Annotated in this window: 20 protein-coding genes; 14 read left to right on the top strand and 6 right to left on the bottom strand. The window is 40.3% G+C overall.

Annotated features, from left to right (window positions below):
- The first annotated feature begins 38 nt into the window (after positions 1 to 38).
- The 12 genes from JFY49_RS06330 to JFY49_RS06275 all read left to right on the top strand — a co-directional run bounded on the left by JFY49_RS06330 (position 39) and on the right by JFY49_RS06275 (position 4,725).
- A complete protein-coding gene (locus JFY49_RS06330) occupies positions 39 to 701 on the top strand; it encodes an AAA family ATPase (RefSeq protein ID WP_200224186.1) in 663 nt (220 codons plus the stop codon).
- A 10-nt stretch (positions 702 to 711) separates the two neighbouring features.
- The gene (locus tag JFY49_RS06325; RefSeq protein WP_200224184.1) at positions 712 to 1,383 is read left to right on the top strand and encodes a hypothetical protein; all 672 of its coding nucleotides are present in this window, start codon (positions 712 to 714) and stop codon (positions 1,381 to 1,383) included.
- Between the two features lie 61 nt (positions 1,384 to 1,444).
- On the top strand, positions 1,445 to 1,957 hold the full coding sequence (locus JFY49_RS06320) for a siphovirus Gp157 family protein (protein WP_200224182.1): 513 nt from the start codon (positions 1,445 to 1,447) through the stop codon (positions 1,955 to 1,957).
- Between the two features lie 16 nt (positions 1,958 to 1,973).
- Positions 1,974 to 2,288, top strand: coding sequence for a hypothetical protein (locus JFY49_RS06315; RefSeq protein ID WP_227609543.1), 315 nt, complete (start codon positions 1,974 to 1,976; stop codon positions 2,286 to 2,288).
- Positions 2,288 to 2,710, top strand: a complete 423-nt coding sequence (locus JFY49_RS06310; protein ID WP_200224180.1) for a hypothetical protein — start codon at positions 2,288 to 2,290, stop codon at positions 2,708 to 2,710. The genes JFY49_RS06315 and JFY49_RS06310 overlap by 1 nt, the downstream gene beginning before the upstream one ends.
- Positions 2,710 to 3,075, top strand: coding sequence for a hypothetical protein (locus tag JFY49_RS06305; protein WP_200224177.1), 366 nt, complete (start codon positions 2,710 to 2,712; stop codon positions 3,073 to 3,075). The genes JFY49_RS06310 and JFY49_RS06305 overlap by 1 nt, the downstream gene beginning before the upstream one ends.
- A gap of 4 nt (positions 3,076 to 3,079) precedes the next feature.
- Positions 3,080 to 3,433, top strand: coding sequence for a DUF551 domain-containing protein (locus tag JFY49_RS06300; RefSeq protein WP_200224521.1), 354 nt, complete (start codon positions 3,080 to 3,082; stop codon positions 3,431 to 3,433).
- Positions 3,426 to 3,608 (top strand): hypothetical protein, encoded by a 183-nt coding sequence (locus JFY49_RS06295; protein ID WP_200224519.1) that lies wholly within the window; start codon positions 3,426 to 3,428, stop codon positions 3,606 to 3,608. The genes JFY49_RS06300 and JFY49_RS06295 overlap by 8 nt, the downstream gene beginning before the upstream one ends.
- On the top strand, positions 3,601 to 3,903 hold the full coding sequence (locus JFY49_RS06290) for a hypothetical protein (protein ID WP_200224517.1): 303 nt from the start codon (positions 3,601 to 3,603) through the stop codon (positions 3,901 to 3,903). The genes JFY49_RS06295 and JFY49_RS06290 overlap by 8 nt, the downstream gene beginning before the upstream one ends.
- Positions 3,900 to 4,109: a hypothetical protein gene (locus JFY49_RS06285; protein WP_200224515.1), complete on the top strand. Its 210-nt coding sequence runs from the start codon at positions 3,900 to 3,902 to the stop codon at positions 4,107 to 4,109. The genes JFY49_RS06290 and JFY49_RS06285 overlap by 4 nt, the downstream gene beginning before the upstream one ends.
- The gene (locus JFY49_RS06280) at positions 4,106 to 4,441 is read left to right on the top strand and encodes a hypothetical protein (RefSeq protein WP_200224513.1); all 336 of its coding nucleotides are present in this window, start codon (positions 4,106 to 4,108) and stop codon (positions 4,439 to 4,441) included. The genes JFY49_RS06285 and JFY49_RS06280 overlap by 4 nt, the downstream gene beginning before the upstream one ends.
- Entirely contained in the window at positions 4,441 to 4,725 is a 285-nt protein-coding gene (locus JFY49_RS06275; RefSeq protein ID WP_200224511.1) for a DNA-binding protein, read from the top strand. Before JFY49_RS06280 ends, JFY49_RS06275 begins: the two co-directional genes overlap by 1 nt.
- On the opposite strand, the gene JFY49_RS06270 is transcribed toward JFY49_RS06275, so the two are convergent.
- From JFY49_RS06270 to JFY49_RS06250, 5 genes are all read right to left on the bottom strand, one after another.
- A complete protein-coding gene (locus JFY49_RS06270) occupies positions 4,722 to 5,741 on the bottom strand; it encodes a site-specific integrase (protein WP_200224510.1) in 1,020 nt (339 codons plus the stop codon). The two genes, JFY49_RS06275 and JFY49_RS06270, sit on opposite strands and share 4 nt — an antisense overlap.
- Positions 5,742 to 5,891: 150 nt before the next feature.
- On the bottom strand, positions 5,892 to 6,470 hold the full coding sequence (locus JFY49_RS06265; protein WP_200224508.1) for a YceI family protein: 579 nt from the start codon (positions 6,468 to 6,470) through the stop codon (positions 5,892 to 5,894).
- A gap of 370 nt (positions 6,471 to 6,840) precedes the next feature.
- Positions 6,841 to 7,056: a hypothetical protein gene (locus JFY49_RS06260; RefSeq protein WP_200224506.1), complete on the bottom strand. Its 216-nt coding sequence runs from the start codon at positions 7,054 to 7,056 to the stop codon at positions 6,841 to 6,843.
- Between the two features lie 160 nt (positions 7,057 to 7,216).
- Entirely contained in the window at positions 7,217 to 9,205 is a 1,989-nt protein-coding gene (gene tkt / locus JFY49_RS06255; protein ID WP_200224504.1) for a transketolase, read from the bottom strand.
- Positions 9,206 to 9,672: 467 nt separating this feature from the next.
- Positions 9,673 to 10,326 carry an IS1595 family transposase gene (locus tag JFY49_RS06250; protein WP_200224503.1) on the bottom strand — a complete coding sequence of 218 codons (654 nt, stop codon included), beginning with the start codon at positions 10,324 to 10,326 and terminating at the stop codon, positions 9,673 to 9,675.
- A 512-nt stretch (positions 10,327 to 10,838) separates the two neighbouring features.
- On the opposite strand from JFY49_RS06250, the gene metK reads away from it, so the two are divergent.
- Complete coding sequence (gene metK / locus JFY49_RS06245; RefSeq protein ID WP_180176755.1) at positions 10,839 to 12,005, top strand: methionine adenosyltransferase; 1,167 nt, start codon at positions 10,839 to 10,841, stop codon at positions 12,003 to 12,005.
- 114 nt (positions 12,006 to 12,119) lie between these two features.
- Complete coding sequence (locus JFY49_RS06240) at positions 12,120 to 12,431, top strand: monooxygenase (protein ID WP_180176756.1); 312 nt, start codon at positions 12,120 to 12,122, stop codon at positions 12,429 to 12,431.
- Positions 12,432 to 12,500: 69 nt separating this feature from the next.
- Here the strand turns inward: JFY49_RS06240 and JFY49_RS06235 are convergent, their stop codons facing one another.
- Positions 12,501 to 12,734, bottom strand: a complete 234-nt coding sequence (locus JFY49_RS06235) for a hypothetical protein (RefSeq protein WP_180176757.1) — start codon at positions 12,732 to 12,734, stop codon at positions 12,501 to 12,503.
- Positions 12,735 to 12,947 lie beyond the last annotated feature (213 nt).

Below are 12,947 nucleotides of genomic sequence, written 5' to 3'. Positions count from 1 at the left end.
GCTGCCAACGATCAATACTGAATACTGAGGACTGAATAATGAGTATAGCAACATTAATTTTAGGCCAGTCTGGTACTGGTAAATCAACAAGCCTTCGCAATCTAAACCCAAGTGAAGTGCTATTAATCCAGGTGGTTAAAAAACCACTGCCGTTCAGATCTGCTGACTGGAAGCCGCTTACTAAAGAAGGTGGTTCGATTGTGGTTACAGACAATCCGCAGCAAATCATGGCAATCATGAACAAATCAACCCGCCCAATCATTGTGATTGATGACTATCAGTACGTCATGGCGAACGAATACATGCGCAGAAGCCAGGAAACAGGCTTTGCAAAATTTACCGAGATCGGTCGCAGCACATGGGAAATATTTACAACTGCTGCCCAGCTTGCAGATGACAAGCGCGTCTACATCCTGAGCCATACAGAGGAAAGTGAATCAGGGAAAACAAAGATTAAAACCATTGGCAAGATGCTGGATGAAAAAATCACCCTGGAAGGCATGGTTACAATCTGCCTACAGACAGCAATCATTAATGAGCAGCACGTTTTCATGACCAAAAACAATGGTCATAACACAGTGAAATCCCCTATCGGCTTGTTCGAAAACGAGCATGTCGAGAATGATCTAAACGCAGTTGATAAGGCCATCTGTGAATACTACGGACTGACAACTGAAACCAACCAAGCAACTGAAGCATAAGGAATAAATCATGACTACTTATCAACAATTCACACTAAATACTGAATCAGCTAAACAAGCGGACGCTGGCGGTCGTATCGAACAGACTGGCAAATATGTCGGGGTTATTAAGTCGATGGAGTTCATCACTTCAAAAAATGGCGCACAAGGCTTTGAGGTGAACTTTGAAACCGACTCAAAAGAATATAGCACTTTTACAATTTGGACTGTTAGCAAGGACGGCAACCCATTATCTGGCACTCACAAGGTCAACGCCTTATTAGCATGCTGCGGAGTTCGATCACTCACTCCTACTGATCAGCAGTTGGAAAAATGGGACTATGAAATTAGTCAAAAAGTTAAGAAAACTTGTGTTGTTGCACCAGAAATGGCAGGCAAACGTATCGGATTATTATTGCAGCGTGAAAATTATCTTAATGGCCAAGGACAACAACGCCACCAAATGAACTTTTTCGCTTCATTTAATGCTGAAAGTGAGTTGATGGCCAAAGAGGTATTGGAGCGCAAAACAACACCGGAGCTATTACCTAAAGCCCTTGAGCGTTTGCTTGCGATGGGTGACGCAACTCGTCAGTCGAATGGCGCTCAACCTAGTGGATATGCACAGCCACAAAATACAGGATATGGCAATCAGCCAAAGGCGGCTCAACCTGCTGACTTAGATGACGATCTACCATTTTGAATCATATATAAATAAAAAGAACTGAGGGCTTAGTCAGCCCTCAATCCTGGGGAGGATGATTATGACAACTTTATATGAATTTGGCACTGAGTTAGCTGTAAAAATTGAAAATATTCAGGAGCTGCTTGCTGAAGGTGCGGACCCAAACAGCAATCAAGTTCAGGAATTGCTTATGGATATGGTAGGCACTGAGGAAAACTGGAAAGAAAAAGCAAAGAATGTTGCTAAGTATGTCCACCAGTTAGAGCTTGAAAGCAAAATGATTGCTGCCGAGTCCAAGCGGATTGCAGACAAGGCTAAAAAGTTAGATCAGACCGCTGGCTATCTAAGCAATCTGCTATTGCAGCAAATGCTGACCTTTGGTGTGGAGGAAATCAAAGATCCGGTTTTGTCTGTAAAGGTTCGCCAAAATCCTTGGTCAGTCGTTGTTAAAGATGAGGGTAAGATTCCTTCTGAATTTAAAAAGGAAAAGACTGTGGTTGAGGTGGATAAACGCGCCTTACTTCAAAGCCGTGAATCTCTTGAGTGTGAGGGTGTTGAATTTGTCCGCACACAACGTCTGGCATTCAAGTAAAGGGAGTGAAAGCAGCATGAGACTACCCAACAGTATTTCGCCAGCTTTCATTGAATGGCTAGATCGAGGCGGTCACAAAATTACACTCAAAAAGAACCTGATGGTTATCACTAAAGAGTGCAAAGGGTCAACAAAGCGTGGCGTGATCCATTTCGAGCGCCATGAGGTAAAGGAATTTTATGATCTGGATGATTATTTGTCCGGGCGTTATGAAGTGTTTTTAAAGCAGTATTTCAACAATGGAAAAAGCTTTGTTGATGACTTGAAATGGGCCATGGCTGGCAAATTTCGCAAGGCTGTGATGATGAATAATTTGGCGAAGGTGGCGTAATGATTGGAACTCAAATCAAACCTGACTACTCAGAAGCAGTCGCAAAATTTGTGGCAAATGGTGGTGAGATTAAGCCGGCCGTAAATACCAATAAAGCCGAGTTTAATTACTGCAATGCAGATACTGTTTTGCAAAGTGCTGAAAGACCTAATAGTCACCAGAATCACATTTTGCGTACACGTGCTGAAAAGCAAGGTTTAAAAAGCTATAAGCCGGTTGCGCCATGCAGATCGTGCGGTACTTCAGAGCGATCTGTGAAATCAAATATCTGTCTTGAGTGTGACCGCCGCAGAGCAAGAGCCAAAACAGGTTTGAGCTCAAAAAATTTGGAAGCCATTGGGCATTACCTGCTTGGAAAAGGCGAAGCGGTTGAGTTCACCAGTGGCGGTAAAAAGTACGTTTTGAAAGTTGAGGTGGCGTGATGGATGAGCCGGTAAAGCCAAACTACAAATACCCTTTCCAGGAACATACAGTTATTGATACTGAGAACAATGTTCTGGAATTTCCTCGAATCAACTCGAAAAAATGCCAGCACATGATTGTTGAAATCGATACCAAGTCTCTTGAGTTATTGTGCAAAAAATGCGGAGCAAAGGTAAATCCAGTTTTATGGATTAAAGATTCAGTTGGTTATTTTGCTCGGATACAAAAGGACATAAACGAGCAGCGTGAACGACTAAAAGAGGATGAAGCAGAGCTTAAAAGGCGATCAAGAACACGCTGTCAGCATTGTACAAAAATGACAGCTATCAATTTAAAACACCACAATTTTCAAGTATTAGGGTGAAGTGATGGATATTGAAAAGAAAGAGAAGTGTTTTAAGGCTTGGTTTAAAAAAGAATACCTTGGCATTGATAACTTAGCAAACCAAGGCGATGAGGGTGCGATAACTCGCAGGGATTACGCATACGTTGGATGGAAAGCAGCCAAAGCCCAAGCGGTGCCGGGATGGGTTTCTGTTGAGAATAAACTACCAATAGATGGTCAAGATGTAATTGCTTTTGATGCTATTAAGCATTGTGTGTTTAAGGGTGGTGAATTTTTGCAAGGGTATATTGAGTCAGACACAGGGCATGAATATGAGGAACCTGTGGAAGTTACCCATTGGATGGCAGTTGAAACACAGGAGCCAGCCAATGACTGAAATTACAATTCGTTGCACCAACTGCGGACTTGGATTTGAAAGTGATTATGATCTTGAGCAAAACCTTGTTGATCAAGATACAGGTGAAATCCACGATGGTTGTCCAACCTGTGAAACTGACGCGTACTTGATGGATTTAATCAAATACCCTGATTTGGAGCCAGCCAATGACTGAAATCGAATTTAATCAAACTGGTGATTTTAGTGCTGTGAATGCTGCTAGAAAATGGTTGCAAGATCATGGCTATAGCTATGGATCAATGTGCATGGATATGCCAATTGGGATTCTTAAAGGCAGTTGGTGTATCGCGAAATGGCGCAATTTAACAATGAGAGAACGCAAGCAATTAGATGGACAGATGGTGTCCAGTGACTTTCGTGACGGTCCTGTGATTATTCAACTTAAAGACCCCGCTACCGATGAAGAAATTAAGACCGGCAGTCGCATTAAGCAAGGATTAAAACAATGACTGAGATTCTAGAAATCGCAAAAGACTTTGCTGAAGACTTGGCTCCGCATGTAATTAGTAAAACTGGCACAGTCAAAACGCTTACGGCTGAGCAGGTATCTGCGCTTTATCATATCGCTGTTGATTTTTGGATGCGAAATGACGAAGCCAGTGTTGATGTGAAGTTGCCTTTTGAAGTTTTGAAAAGTTTAAGGGAGGTGCCATGAAGTTCTATGAAAGAGTGATCAGCGATTTTGGCGGTTATGAAAAGTGCAAGGATATTTTAAACCAACCCAACATTGATTTTATTATGAATGCTCAGGGATTGCGCGAACACATGCTTGAATACCGCCGCCAGCACAATATTTTTGAAGATGGCGATTTGGTTGTTTCAAGATGCAATGCTAAGGAAACAAGGATTTTTAAATACGAAACAACAATAGGGAAAAATATTGTTGTGAAGTGCAAAAAAGGTAAAGTCTATTGTTATCCCAAAAAATGGTTTTCTCATGCCACGGATTCGGAAATCAAAGCAGGTAAAAGATTGGAGGTGGGTTGATGGGTGCATTTAAATACGCTGTTATTCTTGAGTCTGATACACCGCCATCAATTATGCTTGGTCAAAACATTGGTGGTGGGATTGTTAAGGAATTGAAAGAAGTTGATGTGCAACTGGTGACAGCTGCACACTTGGCAAGAATTTATAACCTTAGTGTGAACACTATCCGTGACAGGCTGATCAGCATTAATCAAGGTACTGAAGGCAAGTCACTCTACAATCCAAAACTTGCCCATACCCTGCTCACCCAAAAAGTAAGAAAAGGCAGACCGAGAGTTAATTAACTCTCGGTGTTATTGAACATCTCCACCAAGTCTTGTGCATCCGGGTTATAGTAAGTATTAATCAGGATGCCAATTGTTTTATGGCCTGTAATCTTCGCTAGTATCTCCACTGGCAACTTGCGAACCTTTACCATTCTTGTAATCGCTTCATGGCGTGTGTCGTGGAAGTTGATATGATCCAGACCTACCTCACCACGCACACGATAAAACGTCCGCCTAAATGACTTCTCACCTACCGGCACAATAATTTTCTGATCTTCCGGTATTAAGGATAAAAGTCTTTTTGCCTCAGTAGACAGCGGAACGTTTCGAGATTCGCCATTTTTAGTCATGGGTAAATGGATAAATCCTTCCCTAATATCCCCCCTGGTCATTGCTAGTATCTCGCCCTTTCGCATAGCTGTTTCCAGTGCAAAAAGTATGGACCATGCAACATAGTGAATAACTTTGATTGGTCTTGTATTTTGGTCCCACTTCAGACGATCCAGCAGCTGCTCTACATTCTCAGGATATACTCGTTGATTCCTTGGTTTTCCTTTGAATGGCTTTACAACTGTTTTCCAGACATTGTTCTCAATCAGGAATAGCTCTTTTTGTGCATAACTGAATATTGATGAAAACATGGCGAACTCGCGTAATGCTGTGCTGCTTTGTACCTCAAGTACACGCTTATTTCTCCACCTGACAATATCATTCGGATGAAAGTCATGAATAGATTTTGTGGCTAGTTCGCCAGTGATGCGCTCCAAATTATCCAGCTTATTTCGAATAATGTGTGCCGACTTTAATTTGCTGCCATGTTCGGAATAATACTTTTCACAAAGTTGCTTAAATGGAAATGCCGGCTTAATTCCATTTTCGACATTTGCTCGACCAGTTTTAAGCTCAAGCAGTTTTATTGCTGCCCAGTCCTCACACTCTTTTGCGGTATCACGAGTACATGAGTACCTTTGCTTTTGATAAGTCACGGTAATGCGCCAGCTCGACCCTCGCTGGATGGGCTTTGGTATCTTCATTTCTTGGTGCAGATTTGGTGTAGATTGCTAACAATAATACCAATTATGCTGTAAAAACTGTGACAATTAATCCTATTTTGTGAATTTTTAAAATAGAAAAGCCACCTATAGAAAGTGGCTAATCCTGTTAAGTAATTGTAATTTAATATATTACTTTGCTACTGATGCTTCAGTGGTAATGTTTACCGTGATTTTATCACCCACATTTGGTACATAAGCCCCTACGCCAAATGCTGACCGGTTGAATGAAGTCGTTGCATTGAAACCAATAGCCTCTGCTTTAGTCATTGGATGTACACCCTGCTTATTTAACACTGCATCCAAAACTACCGGCTTAGTTACATCTTTCACGGTCAGGTTACCCGTGATTTTGTATTTGTTTTTACCTAAAGCTTGAACCTTGGTACTTTTAAAAGTGATGTTAGGATATTTGGCTGCATCAAAAAAATCTGCTGTTTTTAAATGCTCATCCAATGCTTTTACATTGGTATTTAAACTCGATAAAGGAATAGTCACATTCACAGATGAATTTGCAGGTTTTGCATTATCTACGTTAATGGTACCTTGAATATCACTAAAGTTTGCAGATGGGGTAGAAAAACCAAAATGGTTCCAGGTAAATACAGTCGCTGTATGGGTTGGATCAATTTGGTAAGTCACAGGTTTTGCCAAAGACAATGTTGCTACCGATGCAACCGCCAAACCTAAAGTTATTGCTTTGAAATTCATGTGTCGTTATCTCGCTTTAGAATGGTTATTAGTCTATACCTTTCTTATCTTAATTCACCGATATAGATAAAACGATATGTTGCAAGAATAGAACAATTACCCGTTATCTAGCTCCATAAATGAAATGATGTAGTCACCTCATCTTAATATATTGATCATCATCATAAATTATTTTAAACCCTGATCTGCAATTTTATGGCTTTGTTGCTTCTGTCTTGTTTTTATTAAATATTTAATACAAAAATATACAGTTTATAAAAATCATGATCAAGTAATGAAAAGTACAGCCCGTCTATTCGTAACTGTTCACATTTTTAAATGTCCAAAATAATAAAAGCCCCCATTGGGGCTTGTTCAAGATGTTTCATCTTTATAACTTTTCAACCAAAATACGGTCGATTTGCTTTAAACCGCTATGCTTTTCATGATTCTTACGGCGGATCTTGATCACCTTGTCTTCCTGCAAGTCTTGCAGCATGAGTTCCACAGCAACCATGGCATCAAGTTCGAGGTCTGCACCAATCCATTTCTGTTCACCAGCATCCATCAGGACAATTTCATCATTAATCTGATCATAAAGGCTCATATTTTCCTCACTTGGGGCAATCATGCACTCCGGGCTGAATACTGTATGAATGAATTAATTTTAAACCTAGACGTTTAAATCATTCGTTACAAATCGTTATTTCTTCAATGAAAAACGCCCCTTTTACTGGGGCGTCTTTTTAACCTACTAATCGAATTGATTAAGCGGTAATGTCTTTTACTGCTGCAACAACCGCTTCAGTGGTAATACCGAAGTATTGGAACAAATCTTTTGCAGGCGCAGATTCGCCATAAGTGGTCATACCGATCACGCGACCATCTAGACCCACGAATTTCCACCAGTAATCTACATGCGCAGCTTCAACTGCGACACGCGCACGAATATGAGATGGAAGAACCGCTTCACGGTAAGCAGCATCCTGTTTCACGAACTCTTCAGCACATGGCATAGACACTACACGTACCCCATCAAGCTGTGCATATGCTTCCATCGCCAATGAAACTTCAGAACCAGTCGCAATAATAATCGCTTTTAATTCGCCTTTTTCTTCAGCCAGCACATAACCGCCTTTAGCAACATTCTCAATTTGTGCTTGAGTACGGGTCTGGAAAGGCAGGTTTTGACGAGAGAAAATTAACGCTGTAGGACCTTCACTACGTAACAATGCAGATTTCCATGAAATAGAAGCTTCTACAGTGTCACATGGACGCCAGGTATTTAAGTTTGGTGTACCACGTAAAGAGGCAATCTGTTCTACCGGTTGATGCGTAGGACCATCTTCACCCAGACCGATTGAGTCATGGGTATAGACATGAATCACACGCTGTTTCATCAATGCAGACATACGTACTGCATTACGCGCGTATTCCATGAACATTAGGAATGTTGCAACGTAAGGGATGAAACCACCGTGAAGTGCTACACCATTGGCAATTGCAGTCATACCAAATTCACGTACACCGTAGTGAACATAGTTACCCGCCGGATTGTCTTGTACGCCTTGCGCACCTTTCCACAAGGTCAGGTTTGAACCTGCCAAGTCAGCAGAACCGCCCAGAACTTCTGGTAATAATGGTACAAGTGCCTGAAGTGCATTTTGACTGGCTTTACGAGTCGCAATAGTTTCTGCTTTTGCATTCACTTCAGCAATATAAGCATCTGCTTTAGCGACAAAATCAGCCGGTAATTCACCGCTTAAACGACGTTTAAGTTCAGCTGCTTCAGTTGGGTATTTTGCAGCATATGCAGCAAAAGTTTCATTCCATGCGGATTCAGATTGAGCACCTTTGTCTTTGGCATCCCAAGCTGCATAAACGTCAGCAGGAATTTCGAATGGACCTTCAGTCCAACCCAAAGCTTCACGCGTCAAGGCGATTTCGTCATTACCCAGTGGTGCACCATGACAATCTTCTTTACCTTGTTTGTTTGGTGAACCCAGGCCAATAATTGTTTTACAGATAATTAAAGTCGGTTTAGCCGTTTCAGCTTTTGCTGCAACAGTTGCTTGACGGATCGCATCGCTATCGTGACCATCCACTTTAATCACTTGCCAACCATAAGCGTGGAAACGTTGTTCTGTATCGTCAGAGAACCAGCCTTCTACTTCACCATCAATAGAAATGCCGTTGTCATCGTAATAAACGACAAGTTTACCCAGACCCAAAGTACCCGCCAGTGAACATGCTTCGTGAGAAACACCTTCCATCAAGCAGCCATCACCCAGGAAACAGTAAGTGAAATGGTCAACAACCTTGATGTCATCTTTGTTAAATTGAGCAGCCAAAGTTTTTTCAGCCAGCGCAAAACCAACCGCATTGGCAATACCCTGACCTAATGGACCAGTCGTGGTTTCAATCCCTGGTGCATAACCTAATTCAGGGTGACCTGGGGTTTTAGAATGTAACTGGCGGAAAGATTTTAAATCTTCAATAGAAAGATCATAACCGGTCAAATGCAATAGTGCATATTGCAACATAGAGCCATGGCCGTTAGACAATACAAAACGGTCACGGTTGGCCCATTGCGGGTTTTGCGGATTGTGATTTAAAAATTCGCGCCAAACGACATCAGCGATGTCTGCCATCCCCATCGGAGCACCTGGATGTCCTGAATTTGCTTTTTGCACAGCATCCATTGCCAATACACGAATTGCGTTTGCAATACGACGTTCGTTAAGCGGGGTTGTCATAGGTCAGAGTCCAACTAAATCGTTTAAAGAATATGATGAATAGGAAAATTCAAAGCTGGCTATATTGTCTTAAAAAAACAGCAAGGGGTAAAGTCTAATAGCTAACATTTCGGCATTTATTCACCACTGGACATATTTTAATGCAGGCAAAGCTCAATTTCACATCATTTGCAGCGACTTAGCGCATGAGTAAATACCTTGGCTTATTTAATCTAAAATTTATAGATGACATTTTAACGATTATTAATTGCATGAGAATGTTTTTTCACCAGTTCTTTTATTTCTTCATGTGGGAAAAATCAAGAAGATCCAACAATGATGAAAAACCTCTACTTTGTTATTGAATATAGGCTTTAAAGCTTTTCCTCATGTACAGAATATACAGAATCATTTTATTGCTTATTCTTTGATAAATGCCCACTACAGAATTGCAGGGTAAATTAAATTTGGGGCTGTAGTAGATAAGATTAAATTTCTGTCCAATTTAATAGTGTTTTAAGTTGTTGTTTTGGACTGCCATAGTTAAACCTAAATTCACATTCTTTAATAAACAATGGAAAGGCATTTCGGTCAATACCATTGTATTTTCTAAGTAATCTTTTAGCCTGATTCCAGAAGTTTTCGATGCCATTGATATGATTTTGACCATCAGCAAAATGGCTTGAATGATTGATGCGATGATGGCTAAAGCCATCGATATCCAAAGCATTATAACTATGCCAATGATCTGTATAAACTATGCTGTCTGGATTGATTTTCTTAGATATTACAGGCATTAATGTGCTTGATTTGGTATCAGGAACGATGATCGTATAAACTTTACCATTACGTTTAAGTAATCCAAAGACAATCACTTTGCCAGCTGCACCTCTTCCACGCTTTCCTTTGCGAACTCCACCAAAATAACTCTCATCTAATTCAATATGCCCTTGAAAAACTTCTAAGGCATCTTGGTCAAGATGATACATAACGACTTCGCGAATCTTCTTGTAGAATAGTGCTGCAGAATTGGATTGTATACCAAGCAAATCGGCAGCAGTTCGAGCTGTAACTTCAGCGACAAAAAACTCTAGTAGTTTTTTTGAGTTTTTTTTATTTAATTTACATCGAGTTATCTTCATAAAAATAGATTATCACAAAGCTAATCTACTACAGCCCCTTAAATTTTTTTGGCCTTACCCAATTGATGAATAAACATTCACAAGTCTCAAAAATGAATTTGATTCACTTTAAACAAAACTAACTGAAAAATTTAATTCCTCTTAACTTTATCGCTTCACTTTTATGAAGTTTCATCCCCTCAGGCTTTTTTCAAAATGATTTTTTGTCGAAGTTAATATATAACAATAATATATATAAATTTTTAAACCATTAAATATATTTATAATCGTTTTTGATTAAACAGAAATGCTTTTGAAGCAAGGATTAAATATTTGCTTAAGCAAATTTTTGTTATAAGCAAAATTACTGTTTCAGGCTCATTTTTAACGACTTATCAGTTTTTTAGATGCCCATATCAATTAAAAAGTCATTGAATTGAAATAAATTCATCCATTTTTATCGTCTAGAACTGGCCCAAAAGTCCAACTCGATGTAACATATTGCGTCTTTTGAATTAACTGTGATAGGACTTATGCGCGAGTACGCTGTATTTACCTCGGAATCTGTAAGCGAAGGCCATCCGGATAAAATGGCTGACCAAATCAGTGACGCTATTTTGGATGCAATCTTAAAAGAAGACCCTTATGCACGGGTTGCTTGTGAAACGCTTGTAAAAACGGGTGCGGTAGTACTTGCCGGTGAAATCACAACAACTGCAAATGTTGACTTTGAAGCAATCGTACGTCAAACCGTAAATGGTATTGGTTACCACCACTCTGACCTCGGTTTCGACGGTTCAACCTGTGCCGTGATCAACATGATTGGTAAGCAATCTCCTGAAATTGCTCAGGGTGTAGACCGCCAAAAACCTGAAGATCAGGGCGCCGGTGACCAGGGCTTGATGTTTGGTTATGCCAGCCGTGAAACTGACGTGTTAATGCCAGCTCCAATTTCATATGCACACCGCTTGATGGAAAAACAGGCTGAGCTACGTCGTAATGGCTCGTTACCATGGTTACGTCCAGATGCGAAAAGTCAGGTCACTTTTGCCTATGAAAATGGCATGCCTGTCCGTCTGGATGCTGTGGTACTTTCTACCCAACACGATCCTGAAATTTCACAAGCCAACTTGAAAGAAGCTGTGATTGAAGAAATCGTGAAGAAAATCATTCCTGCAGAAATGTTCCATGCAGACACCAAATTCCACATCAACCCTACCGGTATGTTTGTGATTGGTGGTCCTGTAGGTGACTGTGGTCTGACTGGCCGTAAAATTATTGTCGATACTTACGGCGGTATGGCACGTCATGGTGGTGGTGCTTTCTCTGGTAAAGACCCATCTAAAGTTGACCGTTCTGCTGCTTATGCAGGTCGTTATGTTGCGAAAAACATCGTTGCAGCTGGCCTGGCTGACAAGTGTGAAATTCAGGTGTCTTATGCGATTGGTGTTGCTGAGCCAACTTCAATTTCAATCAATACATTTAATACTGCAAAAGTGCCTGAAGAATTCATTATTCAATTGGTTCGTGAACACTTTGACTTGCGCCCATATGGTATTACCCGCATGTTAGACCTGATTCAACCGATGTACAAGCAAACTGCTGCTTATGGTCACTTTGGCCGTCAAGGTTCAGATACTGCATTTACCTGGGAAAAAACCGATAAAGTCGAAGCGCTTAAAGCCTCTGCCGGACTGTAATTTTTCCATCAAAAAGCCCACATTCTTGTGGGCTTTTTTATTTCTGCTTTAAAATAATATAGCAAAGCCTAAAATGTTATGATCAATCATCATTTTATGGCATAGGATAAAAACGTGGCTATTATTCTTCAAGTTGACTTCCCTTCTCAAGGTCCATTTGGCGAGGAAATGAGTCAAGCCTATCAACAACTTGCCGAAAGCATTAATCAGGAAGATGGCTTGCTATGGAAAATATGGACAGAAAATAGTGCCACCAAGGAAGCGGGCGGCATCTATTTATTTGACAACCAAGCCAATGCAGAAAAATACTTACACATGCACACTGCACGTCTGCAAAGTTTTGGCATCGATAATATTCGTGGAAAAATTTTTGAAGTAAATCAACCTCTGTCTACCATCAATCAGGCAGACTTTTTAAACATCTAAAATTGATCCACACTAAAAATCCTGACCATTAAAAATCAGGATTTTTTCAATCCTTCAAACTGAATCCTGTTATTGTCGGGTACTAATCACTTCAAGTACCGAAGGTTGCACAGGAACATCTTGATGATCCTGTAAATAAACCTGGACCATTTTAAAGAAAATCACGGCTGCCAGGCAGGTTAAAATACAAAAAATCCAGAAACCGTATGGACTTTTAATATTATGTGAACCGCAATTTGTACACTTTTTTTCGGTTGATTCAACAACCTTGTTACAACAGGCACAATGATATTGATATAACATAAGTATACTCCTACCACTTTCTACTATTTTTGTTTTTATTTTCCACCCTTAGCGCTTATGGACTGGCGTTTTAATAAAATATTAGGCCAGTATTTTTTGTGATACAAGCCTATTGAGTCACAAATAAAGCTGCCCAAGCCAAAATATTATCAAAGCCCAATTAACCTACTAATTTCTATAAAAATTATAAACCCTCAAAATAAAGAAATTCTA

The sequence above is a fragment of the Acinetobacter sp. CS-2 genome (genome assembly GCF_016599715.1).
In the GTDB taxonomy this organism is placed as follows: domain Bacteria; phylum Pseudomonadota; class Gammaproteobacteria; order Pseudomonadales; family Moraxellaceae; genus Acinetobacter.
This window is presented reverse-complemented; position numbering and strand designations above follow the sequence as displayed.